Annotated in this window: 17 protein-coding genes; 16 read left to right on the top strand and 1 reads right to left on the bottom strand. The window is 38.5% G+C overall.

Features of this window, described 5'->3' with window-relative positions; genetic code table 11:
* The first annotated feature begins 12 nt into the window (after positions 1-12).
* Positions 13-495, top strand: a complete 483-nt coding sequence (locus JOC34_RS05155) for an RsfA family transcriptional regulator (protein WP_205135633.1) — start codon at positions 13-15, stop codon at positions 493-495.
* A 55-nt stretch (positions 496-550) separates the two neighbouring features.
* Here JOC34_RS05155 and JOC34_RS05150 read toward each other — a convergent pair whose 3' ends face one another.
* On the bottom strand, positions 551-1,027 hold the full coding sequence (locus JOC34_RS05150; RefSeq protein ID WP_205135632.1) for an N-acetyltransferase: 477 nt from the start codon (positions 1,025-1,027) through the stop codon (positions 551-553).
* 805 nt (positions 1,028-1,832) lie between these two features.
* Here JOC34_RS05150 and JOC34_RS05145 point away from each other — a divergent pair.
* The 15 genes from JOC34_RS05145 to ftsA all read left to right on the top strand — a co-directional run bounded on the left by JOC34_RS05145 (position 1,833) and on the right by ftsA (position 20,293).
* Positions 1,833-2,714, top strand: a complete 882-nt coding sequence (locus JOC34_RS05145; RefSeq protein ID WP_205135631.1) for a 2-dehydropantoate 2-reductase — start codon at positions 1,833-1,835, stop codon at positions 2,712-2,714.
* A gap of 3 nt (positions 2,715-2,717) precedes the next feature.
* Complete coding sequence (locus JOC34_RS05140; protein ID WP_205135630.1) at positions 2,718-3,098, top strand: DUF3397 family protein; 381 nt, start codon at positions 2,718-2,720, stop codon at positions 3,096-3,098.
* A 90-nt stretch (positions 3,099-3,188) separates the two neighbouring features.
* Positions 3,189-4,808 (top strand): bacillithiol biosynthesis cysteine-adding enzyme BshC, encoded by a 1,620-nt coding sequence (gene bshC, locus JOC34_RS05135; RefSeq protein ID WP_205135629.1) that lies wholly within the window; start codon positions 3,189-3,191, stop codon positions 4,806-4,808.
* 189 nt (positions 4,809-4,997) lie between these two features.
* The gene (mraZ, locus tag JOC34_RS05130) at positions 4,998-5,429 is read left to right on the top strand and encodes a division/cell wall cluster transcriptional repressor MraZ (RefSeq protein WP_205135628.1); all 432 of its coding nucleotides are present in this window, start codon (positions 4,998-5,000) and stop codon (positions 5,427-5,429) included.
* A 32-nt stretch (positions 5,430-5,461) separates the two neighbouring features.
* Complete coding sequence (gene rsmH / locus JOC34_RS05125) at positions 5,462-6,439, top strand: 16S rRNA (cytosine(1402)-N(4))-methyltransferase RsmH (protein WP_205135627.1); 978 nt, start codon at positions 5,462-5,464, stop codon at positions 6,437-6,439.
* Positions 6,439-6,813 carry a cell division protein FtsL gene (ftsL, locus tag JOC34_RS05120; RefSeq protein WP_205135626.1) on the top strand — a complete coding sequence of 125 codons (375 nt, stop codon included), beginning with the start codon at positions 6,439-6,441 and terminating at the stop codon, positions 6,811-6,813. Before rsmH ends, ftsL begins: the two co-directional genes overlap by 1 nt.
* A gap of 15 nt (positions 6,814-6,828) precedes the next feature.
* On the top strand, positions 6,829-9,036 hold the full coding sequence (locus tag JOC34_RS05115) for a penicillin-binding protein (protein WP_205135625.1): 2,208 nt from the start codon (positions 6,829-6,831) through the stop codon (positions 9,034-9,036).
* Positions 9,037-9,132: 96 nt separating this feature from the next.
* Positions 9,133-11,073: a stage V sporulation protein D gene (locus tag JOC34_RS05110; RefSeq protein ID WP_205135624.1), complete on the top strand. Its 1,941-nt coding sequence runs from the start codon at positions 9,133-9,135 to the stop codon at positions 11,071-11,073.
* Positions 11,074-11,157: 84 nt separating this feature from the next.
* Complete coding sequence (locus JOC34_RS05105; protein ID WP_205135623.1) at positions 11,158-12,633, top strand: UDP-N-acetylmuramoyl-L-alanyl-D-glutamate--2,6-diaminopimelate ligase; 1,476 nt, start codon at positions 11,158-11,160, stop codon at positions 12,631-12,633.
* A 1-nt stretch (position 12,634) separates the two neighbouring features.
* Positions 12,635-14,008 (top strand): UDP-N-acetylmuramoyl-tripeptide--D-alanyl-D-alanine ligase, encoded by a 1,374-nt coding sequence (locus JOC34_RS05100; protein ID WP_205135622.1) that lies wholly within the window; start codon positions 12,635-12,637, stop codon positions 14,006-14,008.
* 32 nt (positions 14,009-14,040) lie between these two features.
* On the top strand, positions 14,041-15,027 hold the full coding sequence (gene mraY, locus JOC34_RS05095; RefSeq protein WP_205135621.1) for a phospho-N-acetylmuramoyl-pentapeptide-transferase: 987 nt from the start codon (positions 14,041-14,043) through the stop codon (positions 15,025-15,027).
* Entirely contained in the window at positions 15,024-16,367 is a 1,344-nt protein-coding gene (murD, locus tag JOC34_RS05090; protein WP_205135620.1) for a UDP-N-acetylmuramoyl-L-alanine--D-glutamate ligase, read from the top strand. The genes mraY and murD overlap by 4 nt, the downstream gene beginning before the upstream one ends.
* 95 nt (positions 16,368-16,462) lie before the next feature.
* Entirely contained in the window at positions 16,463-17,563 is a 1,101-nt protein-coding gene (spoVE, locus tag JOC34_RS05085; protein ID WP_205135930.1) for a stage V sporulation protein E, read from the top strand.
* Positions 17,564-17,884: 321 nt separating this feature from the next.
* A complete protein-coding gene (locus tag JOC34_RS05080) occupies positions 17,885-18,736 on the top strand; it encodes a cell division protein FtsQ/DivIB (protein ID WP_205135619.1) in 852 nt (283 codons plus the stop codon).
* A 276-nt stretch (positions 18,737-19,012) separates the two neighbouring features.
* The gene (gene ftsA / locus JOC34_RS05075; RefSeq protein ID WP_205135618.1) at positions 19,013-20,293 is read left to right on the top strand and encodes a cell division protein FtsA; all 1,281 of its coding nucleotides are present in this window, start codon (positions 19,013-19,015) and stop codon (positions 20,291-20,293) included.
* Positions 20,294-20,328: the final 35 nt, after the last annotated feature.

Raw genomic sequence — 20,328 nt, 5'->3', positions numbered from 1 at the left:
AGGAGGGATGGAATGAACGCGACACGCCAAGATGCCTGGACAAAAGATGAAGATATGATGCTAGCTGAAACGGTACTCGGGTATATTCGAGAAGGAAAAACGCAGCTTGAAGCCTTCAAAGAAGTAGCAAAACAACTATCACGTACATCTGCTGCCTGCGGTTTTCGCTGGAATGCGACAATTCGTAAACACTATCAGGAAGCCATTCAAATAGCGAAGCAAGAAAGAAAACAAGGTGGCAATAATGACATATGGACGACTGTAGAACCTGTATATCAGGAAAAACAAACAATAGAAACTGCAATATTATTGCTGGAAAAAATGAAAAGTCATTTTCCAGATGAAAATAAGCTTATCCAACAAGAGCAAGCAATTATTGTAGAACAGTTAGAGCAGGAAAATATCAGGTTAAAGGGAGAATTGAAGCGATACGATCAAGCGTGGGAGGAAATGGGGAAATTATGGGGGTGGGTGAAAACCAGTAACAATGAGTGAAATGTTAAAAGACATGAATGGCGTGTAAACATTCATGTCTTTTCAATTGCTTTTATTAAGCATCTTTTTCCTTCACACCTTCAGGCATCCAGATCAGTGGGTTCTCCCCAAGATCCCTTTCCATCTCATAATGCGCTTTTTGAAAGCCCATTTTTTCCCAGAAGTGTTTGGAGTTAATCAGTGGATTTGTTTTTATTGGCAATTTATATGCCTTTGCAAAATCAACCAATGCTTTTCCATAGCCCTTTCCTCGATAATCCGGTAATACTTCCAATTTCCATAATGTTAAATAGTCCTGAGGTGGATCAAAGTATTGATCATATTTCGCTTTAATTTGATATAAACTCATTCTAGCTACCAGATTATCTCCGTAATAAATACCGAAAAAAGGTGATTCACTATCATTTTCGATCATATTACTTTGTAAATCTTCCATCATCGATAATTCCTGGTTACCATAAGCTTTGAAGAACTTGAATTTCTCCAATGTTTTATAATTGATTAAAAGTTTTTCCACTTTGATTTGATTCATAAAATATACCTCCTGTTTTTTGCACTTAAATTTTTAAATAATTTGGCTTTTTCTATACTTCTATTATAATATAAATAGACTTGGATTGAAACGAAAGAGATAAATTATTGTTATTCATTACATCCCTACATCGGGACTTTGGCTATTTGGGAGGCTGTTTTCGTAAGCTTTATTGCTTTTTAATTCTCTCGGTTGATAGAAACTGAGACGTAAGAGCATGTTGATTTCCGCTCCGGGCAGTCGCTTTCCGCGGGCAACGCTTCAACTTCCTCGGAAGCAAAAATCGCTTCCTGCGGGATTTTCAGCTGTTGCTTTTCCCGCTGGAGTCGACCGCTCTCCGCTCCAATCAACTATCACGGGGCCGGCTTGTTATCTTTGTGGCATTATTACTAACAGACAGGTGTATTAAACGTCCAGCTTCGAACGTGGCTAAAAGACTTCTTCTTTATAAAGCAATTGAAAAATGATATAACACCGCATACACTAGCGGAAGAAATACACGTAGACTCCTGCGGGAAAGCGAAGACGATGAGACCCCGCAGCGTTCTTTGCGAGGCAGACTAAATACGCCACGTCCTGTGGCAACGTCTGCACTAGCACATCCTGTGCGTCGAAGGCTCAGCGCGAGCCCGCGGAAAGCGTAGTGTATTTCCGAAGCGAAGCCAAGACGCCATTTATTACGTCGCAGTTTATAGATTTTGTGTCACAAACAACAAAAAGTTTCGGTGGGACGAACCCATGGTGCAGTCTCAATCTTTGGGATAGAGCCTTTATAAATAAAAGAAAGATATCGGAGTGGGTAATCATGCGTATTGGAATAATTGGCGGTGGATCGATCGGTTTATTAATAGGCAGCTATTTATCTTCCCGTCATCAGGTAACCATGTATGTTCGAAATGAACAGCAAAAAGAGTCATTAAATCATAAGGGAATACGACGCGCAGATGCTTCGGGAAAAGCTATGGTACAAGCATTGCTTAGTAATGAGCTTAGCAATGAAGATTGTTTCATTGTTTGTGTGAAGCAAGGGCATATAGCTGATATCGTGCCGCTGTTGGCCTTAGTAAATAAGGATACGCCCGTTGTTTTTCTACAAAATGGGATGGGTCATCTGCAGGCCATCAAATCGATTGAGCAGCCTATCCTATTAGGGGTAGTAGATCATGGAGCATTAAAATCAGGGCACCATACCATCACACAATTAGGAAAAGGATCGATTAGAGTAGCAGCCTTTTCTAATGCAGACGAACGAATAAAAGGGCTTGTGGACGCTTTTCATCAATTAGAATTCCCTGTATATATGGAAACGGACTGGTCCAAGTTGTTAACCGAAAAGTTAATTGTAAATGCGGTGATTAATCCGATCACAGCATTATTTGACACGAAAAACGGGGCAATTATCCATAATCGTTACCTGAATGCTTTAGCCAAGAGATTGTGTGAAGAAGCTGCGCTAATCTTACAGCTAGACCCGAGCAAGCAGTGGGAACGTATCAAGCAGGTGGCAAATAACACAACTGAGAATACATCATCGATGCTAAAGGATTTAAAAGAAAAAAGGGAAACAGAACTGGAAGCAATCACAGGTTACCTTATCCAAGTAAACAACGATCATTGGATTCCAAATACTCTATTTGTGTATCATAGTGTGAAAGCTTTGGAGGTTAAAAAGGGGATTATAGATTAAATTATGCTGGACTATCTCATTTATATCATCGCATTTTTCATTACATTGCCGATCATTGCTACGATTGTTGCTTATTTCCTGTTTGGAAAAATATATGCACATAAATGGCAAGTAATTCACAGTACAGTTCATTGGACGACAATATGGTACGTGGTTGCTGTTCCGATGCTATTGAAGCTCCTATTTGATCGGAGTTTTATTGGTATGATACTGTTATTACTATTAGTGATATTAACGATCATTATATATTATCAGTGGAAAGTGCGTACGGAAGTTGAAATGAAGCAGGCGATAAAAATACTTTGGCGAATTTGTTTTTTATTATTTCTGTTGATGTACCTTATACTCGTGTGCTTTGGTATTGTCAGGCGGATATTTTATTAAAGTTTCACTGTCAATCAAATTACATGAAATACAATGTGATTTTATGTACAATACGTAGTGGACATTATGAAATAAAGGAGCATTGGATCTATGCAGATCAAACCAGTACAATTACACAATCAAAGTCAATTTATTACGGACTATCGAAATCAACATGCGTCGGTGATGAAATACTTTGATTATAGCCCAAATGAAAATTTTACAACAAGAGTGAACGATTTAAAGGAGCGCAATTTCAACAGGGAGCAATTAACGAACGTACTACATACAGTTAACAGACAATGGGATGCTCCTGAATCAACGATGCGCAATATTGACCGGTTAAAGCAGGAAAAAAGTGTTGTTGTCATCGGTGGCCAACAAGCTGGCTTATTAACGGGTCCAATGTACACGATTAATAAAATCATTTCGATCATTCAACTAGCGAAACAACAGGAAGCGGCTTTACAAATACCTGTTATCCCCGTATTTTGGATTGCTGGGGAAGATCATGATTTTGCGGAAATGAATCATATCTTCTTGTCAGAGCCACCAAAGATACACAAATATAAACTACCGCAACAGGTACTGGATAAAAGCTCTGTTTCCCATATAGAAATTGATGAAACAGAAAGTAAGCGGTGGGTAGATCAATTATTTGAACAACTTAAAGAAACGCAGTATACAAAAGATTTATATCAGACAATACTCCGCTGTCTTGAGAAATCAACAACCTATACAGACTTCTTTGCTCGGGTTATTTTTCAACTTTATCAGGAGGAAGGACTGGTTTTAATTGATTCTGCTCATCCCGAGGTACGTCGAATGGAGAGTAGCCACTTTCTGCAAATGATAGAAAACCAGCCTGCGATCAGTGCAGGTGTTTATGATGCTTCTCTTCAAATAAAACAAGATGGTTATACGATCTCATTGGATGTAGAAGAACAGGATGCACACCTGTTTTATCATGTAAACAATGAACGGGTTTTGCTTACGAAAAATCAACAAGGAGATTGGGTTGGAAAGCAAAATCAGGTTAGATTAACAACAGGTGAATTAGTGGATATTGCGAGGAAAAATCCAGAATCCCTCAGTAATAATGTGGTAACACGTCCATTAATGCAGGAATTATTATTTCCGACGTTGGCATTTATTGGCGGACCGGGAGAAATAAGTTATTGGTCCGTGCTAAAGCCTGCATTCCATATCCTGAATATGAATATGCCACCGGTTGTGCCGAGGTTATCCTTTACTTATATTGAACGAAACATTGAAAAGGCGCTAGATCGTTATCAGATTAGTGTGGAACAGGCTATAAATGAAGGTGTAACGGAAAAAAAGACGGATTGGTTAACAGCTAAGAGCAACCCCTCCATTAAAAAAGTTGCTGAAGACGTGAAAAGCACGATAGAAGAGGCACATCAACCGTTAAGGGATATCGCGCGTAGCTTGGGAGCGGATCTCGGGGACTTAGCAGATAAAAATCTATTTTATTTAAACCGTGATGTTGACTATTTACAGGATAGATTAATCAAAGTACTTGAACAAAAATATGCAAAAGAACTATATGAATTTGACCTGATCAATAATACACTACATCCTGAAGGGGGATTACAGGAACGTATTTGGAATCCATTACCATGGATCAATGAATATGGGACGGATTTTATTAAATATATAACCAGTCAATCTTGTTCTTTTGATCGTAATCATTACTTGATATATATTTAATCACCACCTTCCCCCACTTTTTAATATCTTATAGAAAAAGCTGTCTTTTACGATGAAGACAGCTTTTTTGTGTTCCTTGAAGATAGGCATAAAGATTCAATTTATGATTTTAGACCATTTTTTTTGAATTCCGGTGGTGAATAGTGGGGGGATGTGGTAATATAAAAATATGAAAGTGGGGCGAACTATATGTTCATGGGCGAATTCCAACACAACATAGACACTAAAGGTCGTATTATTGTCCCATCCAAGTTTCGTGATGAACTTGGGGAGAACTTTGTTGTGACTCGTGGACTGGATAAATGTTTGTTCGCATATCCAATGGATGAATGGAGAAACTTGGAATTGAAGTTAAAAAAACTCCCACTCACTAAGAAAGATGCTAGAGCATTCACACGGTTTTTCTTTTCTGGAGCCGTTGAATGTGAAGTGGATAAACAGGGGAGAATAAACCTGCCACAACCGTTAAGAAATTATGCAGTACTCGAAAAAGAATGTGTTGTTATTGGTGTATCCGACCGTATTGAAATATGGGCAATTGACAAATGGGAAGACTATTTTAACGAATCAGAAGAATCATTTGCCGAGATTGCTGAAAATCTGATGGATTTTGATATTTAAAGTAATAGAAGAGCTTAGAAGTGGGTGTAAAAATGTTTGACCATTATAGTGTATTAAAAGAAGAAACGATCAATAGCCTGGCAATCAAACCAAATGGTACATATGTAGATTGCACATTAGGCGGTGGCGGTCACGCTGAACAAATCGTATCTAGATTAAATGACAGTGGATTACTGGTTGCTTTTGATCAGGATATTGATGCATTAGAGGCGGCAAAACAACGTTTAACAGACTATCAGGATCAAATGTTATTTATCAATAAAAACTTCAGACAGCTTGAAGAAGCTTTACGTCAGCATGGGATAACAAATGTAGATGGTATATTATTTGACCTCGGTGTATCCTCTCCACAATTAGATAGAGGTGAGCGAGGGTTTAGTTATCAGCATGATGCTGTGCTGGATATGAGAATGAATCAATCGCAGGAGTTAAGCGCATATGAAATCGTAAATGATTGGCCCTACAATGATTTGGTTGCTATTTTTTTCAAATATGGGGAAGAAAAGTTCTCTAAGCAAATCGCACGAAAAATAGAAGCACACCGAAAAAATGAAGCCATTAGAACAACACACCAACTGGTGGAAATTATTAAAGAAGGCATACCGGCGCCAGCCCGTAGAAAGGGCGGACATCCAGCAAAGCGTATTTTCCAAGCACTGCGCATAGCAGTGAACGATGAGTTAGGTGCTTTTAATGATGCACTTAACCAAGCGGCAAAAGTGACGGCGATCCATGGTCGTATTGCTGTTATTACTTTCCATTCGTTGGAAGACAGATTATGTAAGCAGGCATTTAAAAAATGGAGTACTGCCAAAGCAACACCAAGAAATTTACCAATCATTCCAGATGCGCATCAGGCTCCATTTGAATTAATAACAAGAAAGCCGCTGATAGCAAGTGGAAATGAATTAGAAGACAACCGAAGATCAAGATCAGCTAAGCTACGTATTATTGAAAAAGTGAACGAATGGAACGAAACATTTACTTATGGGGAAGGGTGGAAAAAATAATGAGTACAAGTCACGCCCGTAGTTGGCAGCAGGCAAGGCCAGATCAAACGGAAACACAAAGACAAAAGGCAGCAGTAAAAGTTCAAAAACAGGGATGGTTAACAAAAGGAGAGAAATTTCTATATTCCTTCATGGGCGTGGTTGTAATCCTTGCGGGGATTTTCATTGTTTCTTATTCTGCATCGACAGATACCTTGAACCGGGATTTGCAGGATTTGGAGAAGACCGTCCAATATCAGCAAGTGAAAAACGAAGGTCTATCCTATGAAATGAAATCATTAAGCAGACCTGAACGAATTACAAAAATTGCCAGGGAAAAAGGATTGAAAATCCAAAATGCTGAAGTGAAACAGGCAAACGCATTTAACAACTAACCAAGGGGCATGTTTATGAAGAAAAATAAGGCAACACACATCATGGCAGGTGTTTTGGTCATATTTTTCGCGGCGATTTTCTTGATTTTAACTGGCCGGTTTATCTATATACAGGTGACTGGTGAAGTAAATGATGTTTCGCTCAAAGAATTGGCAATAGAAAAACGGACATCATCACATGCACTGAGCGCTGAACGAGGCAAGATTTTTGATGGAAATGGAATGACATTAGCATATGACAGACCGACGTATCGATTGTTTGCCATTATAACAGGGGATGCGAACCAGCCAAATCACGTAAAAGATCCGGAAAAAACGGCCAAACAGCTTGCCCCTATACTGGATATAGAGGAAAGTGAAATTTTATCTGAATTAGAAAAAGGTATTGAGGGTAAAAAATACCAAGTAGAATTCGGTAAAAAAGGTAGAAACCTTTCCCAACAGCAAAAAGAAGAAATTGAAAAACTGAAGCTTCCAGGTATAAATTTTGATAAGGAATCAATGCGCTATTATCCAAACGGTACTTTTGCTTCCCATATTATTGGGTTCGCGAAAGAAGAAGAAGAGGAAATTGATGGCGTAACAAAAAGGGAAATTACTGGAATAACCGGTATGGAAGAAGAAATGAATGATCTGCTGAGCGGTGAAAATGGTCACATTTCCTATCAACGAGATAAATATAATAAGAAACTGTTAAATCCAAAGGAAATCGTCAAACAACCGAAAGATGGCGATGACGTTTATTTAACGATTGATCAGAAAATCCAAACTTTGCTTGAGGACACTTTATCCCAGGTAGAGGATGAATTTAATCCGGAACGTTTAACTGCTATTGTGATGAATCCCAAAACCGGTGAAATTATCGCAATGAGTAATCGACCAAGCTATAACCCAAATGATCCAACAGATGTAGAGAATTGGTATAATGACGCGATATCAACACCATTTGAACCAGGATCAACGGTCAAGATGTTTACCTGGGCTGCTGCGATCGAAGAAGGGGTATACAATGGGGATGATATCTATAAATCTGGTAAATTTAAAGCTAACGAAAAAATGAAACCAATTTTTGACCATAATGGTGGTAAAGGTTGGGGCGAAATTTCATATGATGAAGGGTTTAAACGATCATCCAATGTCGCTGCATCCAAGCTTGCCTGGGAAAAAATTGGCGCGGACAAGTTCCACACTTATTTAGAAGCGTTTGGTTTTGATAAGAAAACCGATATTGATTTACCTGGGGAAGTAGCCGGACATATTCTCTATAACTGGCCGGCTGAGAAGATAACGACAGCTTTTGGACAGGGGAGTACAGTGACACCTATTCAACAGATGAAAGCAGCAACCGCTATTGCAAATGATGGGAAGATGCTTCAGCCGTATGTTATTAAAAAGATCGTTGATGCCAACACCGATGAGGTTATTGAAGAAAAACACCCAAACGTTGTAGGCGAACCGATCTCGAAGGAAACTGCTGAGCAGGTGAAGGATTTACTTGAATCTGTTGTTAATGAAAAAAATGGAACAGGGCAAATGTATCATATGGATGATTACTCGGTTGGGGGAAAGACAGGTACAGCACAAATTCCCAATCCGGATGGTGCTGGTTATTTAACGGGCAAGGAAAATCATGTGTTTTCGTTTCTCGGCATGGCTCCCATGGAGGACCCAGAATTAATGATGTATGTATCTGTCAAACAGCCGGAACTGGAAGGTGACGAATTAGGTTCATTGCCGGTATCGTTTATATTTAATAATGTGATGGAAAATAGCCTTCACTATTTAAATATCGATCCAGATAAAGGCGAAAGTGCTTCTGTGGACCAAGTGAAAGTGCCATCTATTATAGGTGCAAATGCAGAGACAACAAAGAAATCACTAGAAGATAAAGGCTTAAAGGTGAGTGTGATAGGTAAAGGCAGGAAAATCGTAGACGCAAACGTAGCGGAAGGCGATACGTTAATGCCGAATACACACGTCCTTTTAGTAACGGATAAACCAACGATGCCAAATATTACCGATTGGTCACTCAGAGATGTATTGCAGTTAGCAGATTTAATGGAATTAAAAGTAGAGACCTTTGGAAATGGCTATGTTGTCACGCAAAACATTAAGAAAAACACAGTTCTTAAAAAAGGTGACTATTTAGGGGTGGAATTGGCAACACCTGACGAGAAAAAGAAAAAAGATAAGGAAAAGAAAAATGATGATGAAACAGAATGATGTAAGCAACCGCTAAAGCGAAGTTAAACAGTGTTCTATTCAGTTTTGCTAATTCATATAGTGAATACAAGCCTACCTATGAAAAGGGGATGGAGTATGAAACGTGTATCCACTGTTACAGTTAGAAAACGAATCGTTACTGTTTTTCTTTTTGGTCTCATCATTTTAGGAATTATCGATGTGCGCTTGGGTTATGTCCAATTTATACTAGGAGACAAGCTAATGGCTAAAGCAGATAATTTATGGACAAGGGATATTGTCTTCGAAGCGGAACGTGGCCATATACTTGATACAAATGATGAAATATTAGCCGAAAATGTCACTGCACCATCGGTTGTAGTTGTTCCAAGACAAATTAAAGATCCGGAGGACACAGCTCAAAAATTAGCTAACATTTTGGATATATCGGTTGATAAAGTATACGAAGATATTACCAAAAATGCTGCCAGTTCTAATATTCGTCCAGCTGGGATTAAAATTTCAGAGGAACAGGAGCTGGCGATTAGGACGCTTCACATGGATGGTGTCTATCTGGCAAAGGATTCCAAAAGGCATTATCCGTTAGGGGACGACCTTGCACATGTATTGGGATTTACTGGCATAGATAATCAAGGCTTAATGGGCTTAGAACTTTATCATGATAAGAAACTAAGCGGTAAAGCAGGCAGTCTTTCTTTTTATTCCGATGCGAAGGGAAAAAGACTGGATAATCTTGCTGATATATATAGTCCTCCTGCTGATGGACTGGATTTAAAGACGACGATAAATTCAAAGGTACAAACAATCATGGAACGCGAACTCGATCTTGCTGTATCTAAATATAATCCTGATGGTGCATTGGCAATTGCAGTCAACCCCAAAACCGGCGGCGTACTTGGTATGACATCCAGACCGAATTTCAGCCCGGAGAATTATCAAGAAGTGGACGCAGATATTTTTGATCGCAATTTACCAATATGGAGTACGTATGAACCTGGGTCAACATTTAAAATTATTACCCTTGCCGCGGCATTAGAAGAGAAAGCTGTCGATTTAGAGAAAGATCATTTTTTTGATGACGGTTCGATTTCAGTTGGCGGATCAGAACTGCATTGCTGGAAGCATGGCGGGCATGGGGAACAAACTTATCTTGAAGTAGTGCAAAACTCGTGTAACCCGGGCTTTGTCAGCTTGGGACAAAAACTAGGCAAAGAAAAGCTGTTTACCTATATTAATGATTTTGGCTTTGGTAAAAAAACTGGTATTGACCTACAGGGGGAAGGAAATGGTATCCTCTTTAAACCGGAAAATGTAGGTCCTGTAGAATTGGGGACAACTTCCTTTGGCCAAGGTGTTTCTGTGACGCCGATTCAACAAGTAATGGCAGTTGCTGCGGCAGTAAACGGCGGTTATTTATATGAGCCACACATTGCGAATGAATGGATAGACCCGCAAACGAATAAATCAGTTGAAACGATCAAACCAAAGATGAAGGAAAATGTTATTTCTGAATCTACTTCAAAGGAAATTCGTAATGCTTTAGAAAGTGTTGTGGCACAAGGGACAGGTAGACCTGCATATGTTGATGGGTACCGTGTCGGTGGAAAAACCGGAACCGCGCAAAAAGTTGGAAAAGATGGTAGATATATGCAAAATAACTACGTTGTTTCCTTTATTGGTTTTGCGCCTGCTGACGATCCGGAAATTGTTGTATATGTAGCGATTGACAATCCTAAAGATACTGTTCAATTCGGTGGTGTGGTAGCAGCGCCGATTGTAGGAACGATTATAGGCGATAGTTTAAGAGCTTTGAACGTTGAACCCCGAACAGATGGGCTGGATAAGGAATATCTGTATCCAGAACAACCGAAAATAGAAGTACCTGACTTAATTGGTATGACAAAGGAAGAGTTAGCCGAATATATGACAAATTTGTCCATTGAAACAAGCGGATCAGGTGACTACATTATCGACCAGGCACCAGCACCAGGTGAAAAAGTGGAACAAGGCTCAAAAATGAGAATTTATTTATCTGATAAAAAGAATCGAGAACCATGATAAAATTTGCTATAATAAAAGCAGCGTTAAAAAACAATGCAGTAGAAGCCTAAGTAGGATATTAATTGAAGAAGGATGTTAACGATGAAATTAACCGATATGCTCGCAAATTTACCATTCTATAAAACGAAGCTTTCGATCGAAGATGTGATTATTAACGATATAGAAATGGATTCACGAAAAGTGAAATCAGGCAATTTATTTGTCTGTATTTCTGGGTTTACTGTGGATGGACATGATTATACAGACCAAGCCATTGAAAATGGAGCGGTTGCTATCATCGCCGAAAAGGATATGGCGGCAAGCGTACCCGTCATTGTCGTCCCGGATACAACAAGGGCGATGGCAATGCTTGCTGTTACATTTTACGATGATCCAACAAGCAAGCTTCCACTTATTGGTGTAACAGGGACAAATGGGAAGACGACAATAACCTACTTGCTGGAAGCAATTTTTCGTCAAAACGGCCAGAAAACAGGTGTTATCGGATCCATTCAAATGAAAATAGGTGACACGGCGTATCCGATCGCTAACACAACACCAGATGCGCTGCATTTGCAGAAGACATTCCATCAAATGCTGGAAGAGGATGTGGATCAGGCTATTATGGAAGTTTCTTCCCACGCGTTAGATCTTGGTAGGGTGCATGGATGTGATTACGATATTGCGATATTTACGAATCTATCGCAGGATCATTTAGATTATCATAGAAATATGGATGATTATTTGCATGCGAAAAGTCTTTTGTTTGCACAATTAGGAAATAGTTATCGTACAACTCGATCAAAGTTTGCTGTAATTAATGAAGATGATGCTGCCAGTGATTTGTTAAAACGAAGTACTGCCCAGCCCGTCATCACTTATGGTTGCAAAAATACAGCCCAGGTCATGGCGAAAAACATCAAGCTTGATTCGAAAGGAACATTTTTTAGCCTAAATACACCGTTTGAAACCATTGATATTAATAGCAAGTTAATTGGTATGTTTAATATATACAATATGTTAGCCGCTGCCGCCGCTGCAATCGCCCAAGGTATTCCATTACCTGTTATTAAACAGGCACTGGAAAGTGTTGATGGAGTTAGCGGTAGATTTGAACCTGTTGAAGCGGATCAGGATTATTCTGTCATTGTAGATTTTGCACATACACCAGATTCTCTGGAAAATATTTTAAAAACGAGCAATGAATTTGCTACGAAAAAAGTATATGTTGTTGTTGGATGTGGTGGAGACAGGGACCGCGGTAAGCGACCTTTAATGGCCTCGATCGCGGCCAAATATGCTGATCAGGCTATCTTTACATCTGATAACCCAAGGACTGAGGATCCGAAACGCATTCTAGAGGATATGGTAAATGGACTGGATACAGCTACTGATAATTATGAAGTGATTGTTGATCGGAAGGCAGCTATCAAACGCGCAATCGATTATGCTGAAGCAGATGATATTATTTTAATCGCTGGTAAAGGGCATGAGACCTATCAAATCGTGGGACACGAGAAACATGATTTTGATGACCGCGAAATTGCCAGAGAAGCAATCTTAGCGAAGGAGAATTAATATGTTGTTTACAACTAAATGGTTGTCCAACCATTTCACCAATTTCTGTGGAGAAGCGGCAGATGCGATCACAATCAATACAGTTACAACAGATAGCCGGCAGAAGCTAAAGCAGTCACTGTTTATCCCGATTGTTGGTGAACGCTTTGACGGTCATGATTATATGAAGCAAGCCCTTGAAAATGGGGCGGTAGCTGCATTTTGGGATGAAAACAAACCATTACCGCAATTTCTGCCAACAGATTTCCCTGTGTTTTTAGTCGCTGATACATTAACAGCACTGCAAACATTGGCTACCCATTATAGAAATAATGTTAATCCGATTGTTATCGGAATCACTGGATCCAATGGGAAAACAACAACAAAAGATATTGTTACTGCAATCGCAAAGACAACGTATAGAACACACTATACGAATGGGAACTTTAATAATCATATCGGCTTACCGTTAACCGTCCTATCGATGCAGAAAGATACGGAAGTACTTGTATTGGAAATGGGGATGAGTGATTTTGGTGAGATTGAACGACTGTCCAATATCGCCAAACCTGACTATGCAATTATCACCAATATCGGGGAATCTCATATTGAGTTTCTGGGGTCCCGGCAGGGGATTGCTCAAGCAAAACTGGAAATAACCAAAGGATTAAAAGCAGATGGTATGGTGATTTTTGATGGAGATGAGCCACTACTAAATACTGCGCTACAACAAAATCATAACATTGCATGCGGATTTCACCAGAAAAATGATGTAATTGTTAGTGATGTAGATGTCCATACTAAAAAAACGACATTCCGTTTGTCAGGTACATCCTATACGATTCCATTATTAGGGAGGCATCATGCCTTAAATGCGGCATTTGCCATTGTGTTAGGGGAAGCATTAAGTATCACCAAAGAGAAAATGAAACAGGCTTTGACTACGCTAGAAGTAACAGCGATGCGTTTTGAACTGAAGCAGGGAGTACATGATGTTTCAATGATTAATGATGCTTATAATGCATCGCCAACCTCCATGAAAGCAGCGATTGAGGTTGTAAAACAAATGGATGGCTTTAAAGAGAAAGTGCTTGTGCTTGGTGATATACTCGAATTAGGAAACCATTCGGAAGCATTACATCGCTCTGTTTCAGAGGTGATCGACTCACCAATCACGGCAGTGTTTACATTTGGAAAAGATGCAGAAAAGATATCTACTGCTGTTACGAAGGAAAAGCCTTATATCAAAGGAAAACACTTTGCCGTAAAAGAAGAATTATTAGCAGCACTTCAGCCCTATTTGCATGATGAAGCATTACTATTGTTTAAAGCATCAAGAGGATTACAATTTGAATCATTAGTTGAAGCATTAATGATTCAATCTGAACATAAATAACATGGACGGTCACTGTACAAGGAGGAGAAGAAGTGAATATAACTGTATTACTAACGACATTAGCTATAGCCTTTCTTATCACCGTCCTTTTATCTCCGATATTTATCCCATTTTTAAGAAGATTAAAGTTTGGACAAAGCATTAGAGAAGAAGGACCCCAGTCACATCATAAGAAAACCGGCACACCGACAATGGGTGGTCTGATGATTATTTTCAGTATTGTTGTTACGTCAATCATCATGGTATACAAGGCAAGTTCAAATGGAATTGGCTATGAGCTATGGCTACTTATGTTTGTACTTGTCGGTTATGGATTATTAGGTTTTTTAGATGATTTTATTAAAGTAGCAATGAAAAGGAATCTAGGTTTAACATCAAAGCAAAAAATGCTTGGCCAGATTATTATTGCACTTGTATTTTATTTTATTTTACGTGCGCAGGACTTTCCAACAACGATTCAAATTCCCGGTACAAGTGTCGTATGGGATCTAGGTTGGGGCTATGCTATTTTAATTATTGTCATGCTCGTAGGTGCTTCTAATGCTGTAAACCTGACAGATGGTTTGGATGGACTGCTGGCTGGAACTGCCGCGATTGTATTCGGTGCATTCGGGATTTTGGCATGGTATGGTATTCCGCAAAATGAGGTTGCCATTTTCTCTTTAGCAGTAGTTGGCGCTTTATTAGGATTTCTAGTCTTTAATGCACATCCAGCCAAAGTATTTATGGGGGACACTGGTTCTCTAGCATTAGGTGCAGCATTGGCAGGAATAGCCATCTTAACAAAAATGGAAATTATTCTCGTTATTATCGGTGGCGTATTTGTGATTGAAACACTATCAGTGATCATTCAAGTGATTTCCTTCAAAACAACCGGTAAAAGAATATTTAAAATGAGTCCATTACATCATCATTATGAATTGTTAGGCTGGTCTGAATGGCGGGTCGTGACAACATTTTGGTTGATTGGACTAATCTTTGCCGGTATTGGTATATATATTGAGGTGTGGTTAAGTTGAATAAATTAGATTTACCCTACTCGCATGTACTTGTCCTGGGTTTAGCAAAAAGCGGAACAGCTGCAGCTAAAGCTTTGTTAGCTGATGGGAAAAAAGTACGTGTGAATGATAGGTCAGCAAAAGACAATGACGCGATTGTTAAGGAATTAAATGCACTCGGTGCAGAAGTAATTATTGGATCTCATCCAGTCGATATTCTGGACGGTGTGGAGTTAATTGTGAAAAATCCTGGTATACCATATGACAACCCAATTCTTGCTAAGGCCCAGGAGCAAGGTATTGCAATCATCACAGAGATTGAAATTGCAGGCATGCTTGCTGAAGGTGACATTGTAGGCATTACCGGTTCAAATGGTAAAACAACAACAACAACCCTCGTTAATGAGATGCTGATAAATAGCAAAGTACCTGTTCAAGTTGCCGGTAACATCGGCGTCGTGGCGACAGATGTTGCACGAGACTTAACTAAAGATGAAACCTTGGTGTTGGAATTATCATCGTTTCAGCTACTGGGTGTTAAATCCTTTAAACCAAAAATTGCTGTTTTGTTAAATATATTTGAAGCACACTTGGATTATCACAAAACGCTGGAAAATTATCGGCAAGCAAAATGTAATATCTTTAACAATCAAACAGAAGATGATTATCTGGTCTATAATGCGGATGATGTATTTATTACGCAAGCCGTACAAAAAGCAGTATCCATACATGTCCCGTTTTCCGTTAGTAAAAAGCTGGAAAATGGTGCGTGGGCTGATGAACAATATGTATATTTTAAAAATGAAAAAGTAATTGCACGTGCAGCGATCGTGTTAGTTGGTCAACATAACTTGGAGAATATTTTAGCCGCCATTGCAGCTGCTAAAATAAGTGGTGCTACAAATGAAGGCATTCAACAAGTATTAACCACTTTTACAGGTGTAAAGCATCGTCTGCAATTTATTGATAAAATTAATGATCGTGTCTTTTATAATGATTCAAAAGCTACGAATATTTTAGCCACACAAAAAGCACTCGCTTCTTTTCATCAGTCAACCATTCTTTTGGCTGGCGGACTTGACCGCGGAAATGAGTTTACAGATTTACTACCGTTTCTTTCCCAAGTGAAAGCAATGATTGTGTTTGGTCAAACAGCACAAAAGTTGGAGGAATTGGCGGGTACGGCAGGCATTGAAGTTGTAAAAGTTCAAGATGTAGATGCTGCAGTCGTGAAAGGATATGCGATGTCAGCAGCAAATGATGTTATTTTATTGTCTCCAGCTTGTGCGAGCTGGGATCAATACCGCACCTTCGAAGAAAGAGGTGACATGTTTATACAAGCCGTGCATAAACTGAAGTAGGGGCTTGTTTTAAACAACGAGAAACGAATCATATAACGCAATAAACTAGCCCCTTTCCAAAAAATGGACAAGGGGTGTTTTCTTTGTTTCAACAGATTAAAAAAAGCGAAAATAAACCGGATTATATATTATTGGTCACTGTTTTAGGGTTATTGCTTGTTGGTGTTATCATGGTATACAGTTCTTCTAGGGTATGGGCTGATTACAAATTTTCAGATGTATTTTATTATGTTAAAAGACAAGTTCTCTTTGCAGGGGTTGGGGTCATTGCGATGTTTTTTACGATGTATATCCCTTATGGTACATGGAAAAAATATGCGAAATTGATATTGTTTAGCTGTTTTGTGCTACTATTTCTCGTGTTGATACCTGGTATAGGGATGGTACGTGGAGGCGCACAAAGTTGGATTGGTGTTGGGGCATTTAGCATTCAGCCATCTGAATTTATGAAACTGGGTATCATTATTTTTTTAGCTGCTCACCTGGCGATGAATCAGAAATTTATTACGTCATTTAAAAAAGGATTCTTTCCATCGATCATTTTAATCTTTACAGTTTTTGGTTTAATTATGCTCCAACCGGATTTAGGTACTGGGGTGGTGCTTGTACTTACTTGTATGATTATGGTTTTTGCTGCTGGTGCCAGGCTGTTACACTTTTTTGGGCTAGCAGGAATAGGTGTGGCTGGTTTTGTTTTTCTTATCCTTTCCGCCCCCTATCGTATCAGCCGCATTACTGCCTTTTTAAACCCGTGGGAGGACCCATTAGGCGACGGATTTCAAATTATTCAATCTTTATATGCGATTGGACCCGGAGGATTAATGGGACTTGGATTAGGGAATAGCTTACAGAAGTATTTTTATTTGCCTGAACCGCAAACCGATTTTATATTTGCGATTTTAGGTGAGGAGCTTGGTTTTATTGGAGGCACAGTTGTCATTGGATTATTTTTTGTGTTATTGTGGCGGGGAATAAAGATTTCTTTAGAATCTCCTGATCCATTCGGACGATTTCTAGCACTTGGAATTGTCATGATGTTAACCATACAAGTCATGATAAATATCAGTGTTGTTATCGGATTAATTCCTGTTACAGGTATTACATTGCCGTTTTTAAGCTATGGCGGTTCTTCCTTGACATTAACCCTTTGCTCTGTTGGTATATTATTAAATATTAGTAAACACGGGAAAATTTAACGATTTACAGTTGAAATGAAAAGTTTAATCATTTTGGCCGAACTTTGGTATATATCAATAGCAACAAAGTATACGAAAACAGCGGTCATGCTTGCTTACGATGATAGGAAAACATACCATTTATGGGGAATCAATATAAGTGCAACCAAGGCTTTGGCTATGAGAGTCTGGCGATAAGCCAGGTTTTCTAAAAATACTTGATAAACAATGCACGGTATACTACATTTTTACATGCATTATGTGATATAATTCATGTAACATGAATAAAACGGATATTTTATCGTTTCATTATGTAATTTTTGTATAAAGGAAGAAACGGAGATGAGCAAAAAGAAAATTGTTTCCATTGAGGATCGTATTCCGAAATTGAAACAAGCCCGCAAAAAAAAGGCTAATCGACGCTTAGTATTTTATCTAACTATCTTTTTCTTCTTAATTTCTATCATCGTCTATCTTCAATCACCGTTAAGTCATATTAAAACAATTTCGGTCACTGGTAATTCTTATATTGCTGAGGAATCAATAATTAACGAAAGTGGTTTAACAACCGATATGAATATTTGGACGATTAATAAATCAGATATAAAAAAATCATTAAATGAGAACCCGGTTGTTGAATCGGTTGAGATTGGCAGGAAGTTACCATCGACTGTAGAAATCCAAATCAGCGAACACGAATTAGTGGGCTATGTTGAAAAGGATAATAATTATTATCCTATTCTTGGAAATGGAAAAACGCTGGAAGCATTTGGGAAAAGTTCCTTCAATGGTAATGCACCATTACTGCTCGATTTTAAAGACAAGGAATATCTACATAGTATGACAGGGGAGTTAAAGAAATTACCTGATAGTATTACAAATTTAATTTCTGAGATCCATTGGAAACCGACAGATGACAATAAACATAAAATATTACTGTATATGAATGATGGATTTGTTGTAAGTGGAACGATAAGAGATTTTGCAGAAAAAATGAAAGTATATCCTTCCATTGTGTCGCAGTTAGACACGGACAGTAAGGGGATCATTCATATCGGTGTAGGTGTTTATTTTGAATCATTCGATAAGGATTCAGAAGATAACAATGAAGATGAATCAATCGATGAATCTGTTGATCAATCATTTGAAGAAGCAGAGGAAGCTGAAATGGAATCGAATGATGGAACAGAATAGGATCATCAGCGAACATTTAATCATTGGACGAAAGCCATATAAGCTATATGTTCTACGAAATAGTATAATGCTGAATCAAAAGTAATCATATAGGAAGAAAATATTTATTTTTTCAAGGAAATAAAAGGGATCTGCGGTTTTTTGTGGAATTACCTATATATGTTTTCTTTTTTACATCAATTCCTATAAAATAGTATATACAAGTGTATGATAATGAAAATTGGATAGCTATCTGATCATGCATCCAGATAGTTTTGAATTGGGAGGTGCCTTTCTTTGAGTAACAGCGAAGTCTTAGTAAGTCTTGATATAGGTACAACAAAAATAAAAGTAATTATTGGTGAAGTTTTAAATGATTCACTAAACATTATTGGTGTGGGTACAGCAAACTCTAATGGAATGAAAAAAGGTGCGATCGTTGATATTGATCAAACCGTACAATCCATTAGAAATGCAGTTGAACAAGCAGAGCGAATGGTGGGTATGGAAATTGAAAGAGTGGTAGTAGGAATTAATGGTAATCATGTTCAATTGCAGCCTTGTCATGGCGTTGTTGCTGTGCAAAGCGAAGACAGGGAAATAGGCGATGAAGATATTACAAGGGTAATTGATGGTGCACAAGTTGTTTCTGTACCACCGGAACGGGAAATCATCGATGTTATACCGAGGCAATTTATTGTTGACGGGTTGGATGAAATAACTGACCCAAGGGGAATGATTGGTGTTCGTTTAGAAATGGAAGGGACCATTATTACCTGTTCAAAAACAGTTTTACATAACACACTGAAATGTGTGGAACGTGCTAATTTACAAGTATCAGATATTTGTCTGCAGCCACTAGCTGCTGGTACGATAGCATTATCCAAGGATGAAAAAAATATGGGAATAGCACTGATTGATGTTGGTGGTGGCTGTTCAACCGTATCTGTTTTTGAAAATGACCATCTTGCATCAACAAGTGTTGTTAGTTTAGGTGGAGATAATGTTACAAAGGATTTATCTATCGGACTGAGAACATCAACCGAAGAAGCAGAGGACATTAAATTGAATTATGGACATGCTTTCTATGATGATGCACGGGAAGACGAAACCTTTGATGTTTCAGTCATCGGCAGTAATACGAAAGAAAACTATAATCAATTGCAAATTTCTGATATGATTGAAGCTAGAATGGAAGAAATATTTGCTTTTGCTGAACGGGAAATCAGAAAGATGGGTTACCAGGATTTACCTGGCGGATATGTCTTAACAGGTGGTACAATGGCAATGCAGGGAGTGTCAGAGCTTGCGCAGGATTTATATCAGTCAAATGTCCGTATTGCAATACCGGATTATATAGGTGTTAGAGAACCGCAGTTTACAGCTGGAGTAGGAATATTGCAATTTGCCTATCATAATGCGAAAATACAAGGTAAAGAATTATTCCCTTCTGTGATTATGGGTACGCAAGAACAGAAACCCAAAAGAGTAAAAAAACAATCGAAATCAAGTGAACCGAAAGAAAATAAGAAAAAAGAATCTGGAATCGCTAATTTATTTAAGTATTTCTTTGATTAAAAGTATTTTTATAGGATTGGATTCTAGAACTCTTG

It is taken from the genome of Virgibacillus halotolerans, assembly GCF_016908515.1.
In the GTDB taxonomy this organism is placed as follows: Bacteria; Bacillota; Bacilli; order Bacillales; family Amphibacillaceae; genus Virgibacillus_M; species Virgibacillus_M halotolerans.
Note: the sequence above shows the minus strand (reverse complement) of the source record. Positions and strands in the feature narration are given on the sequence as shown.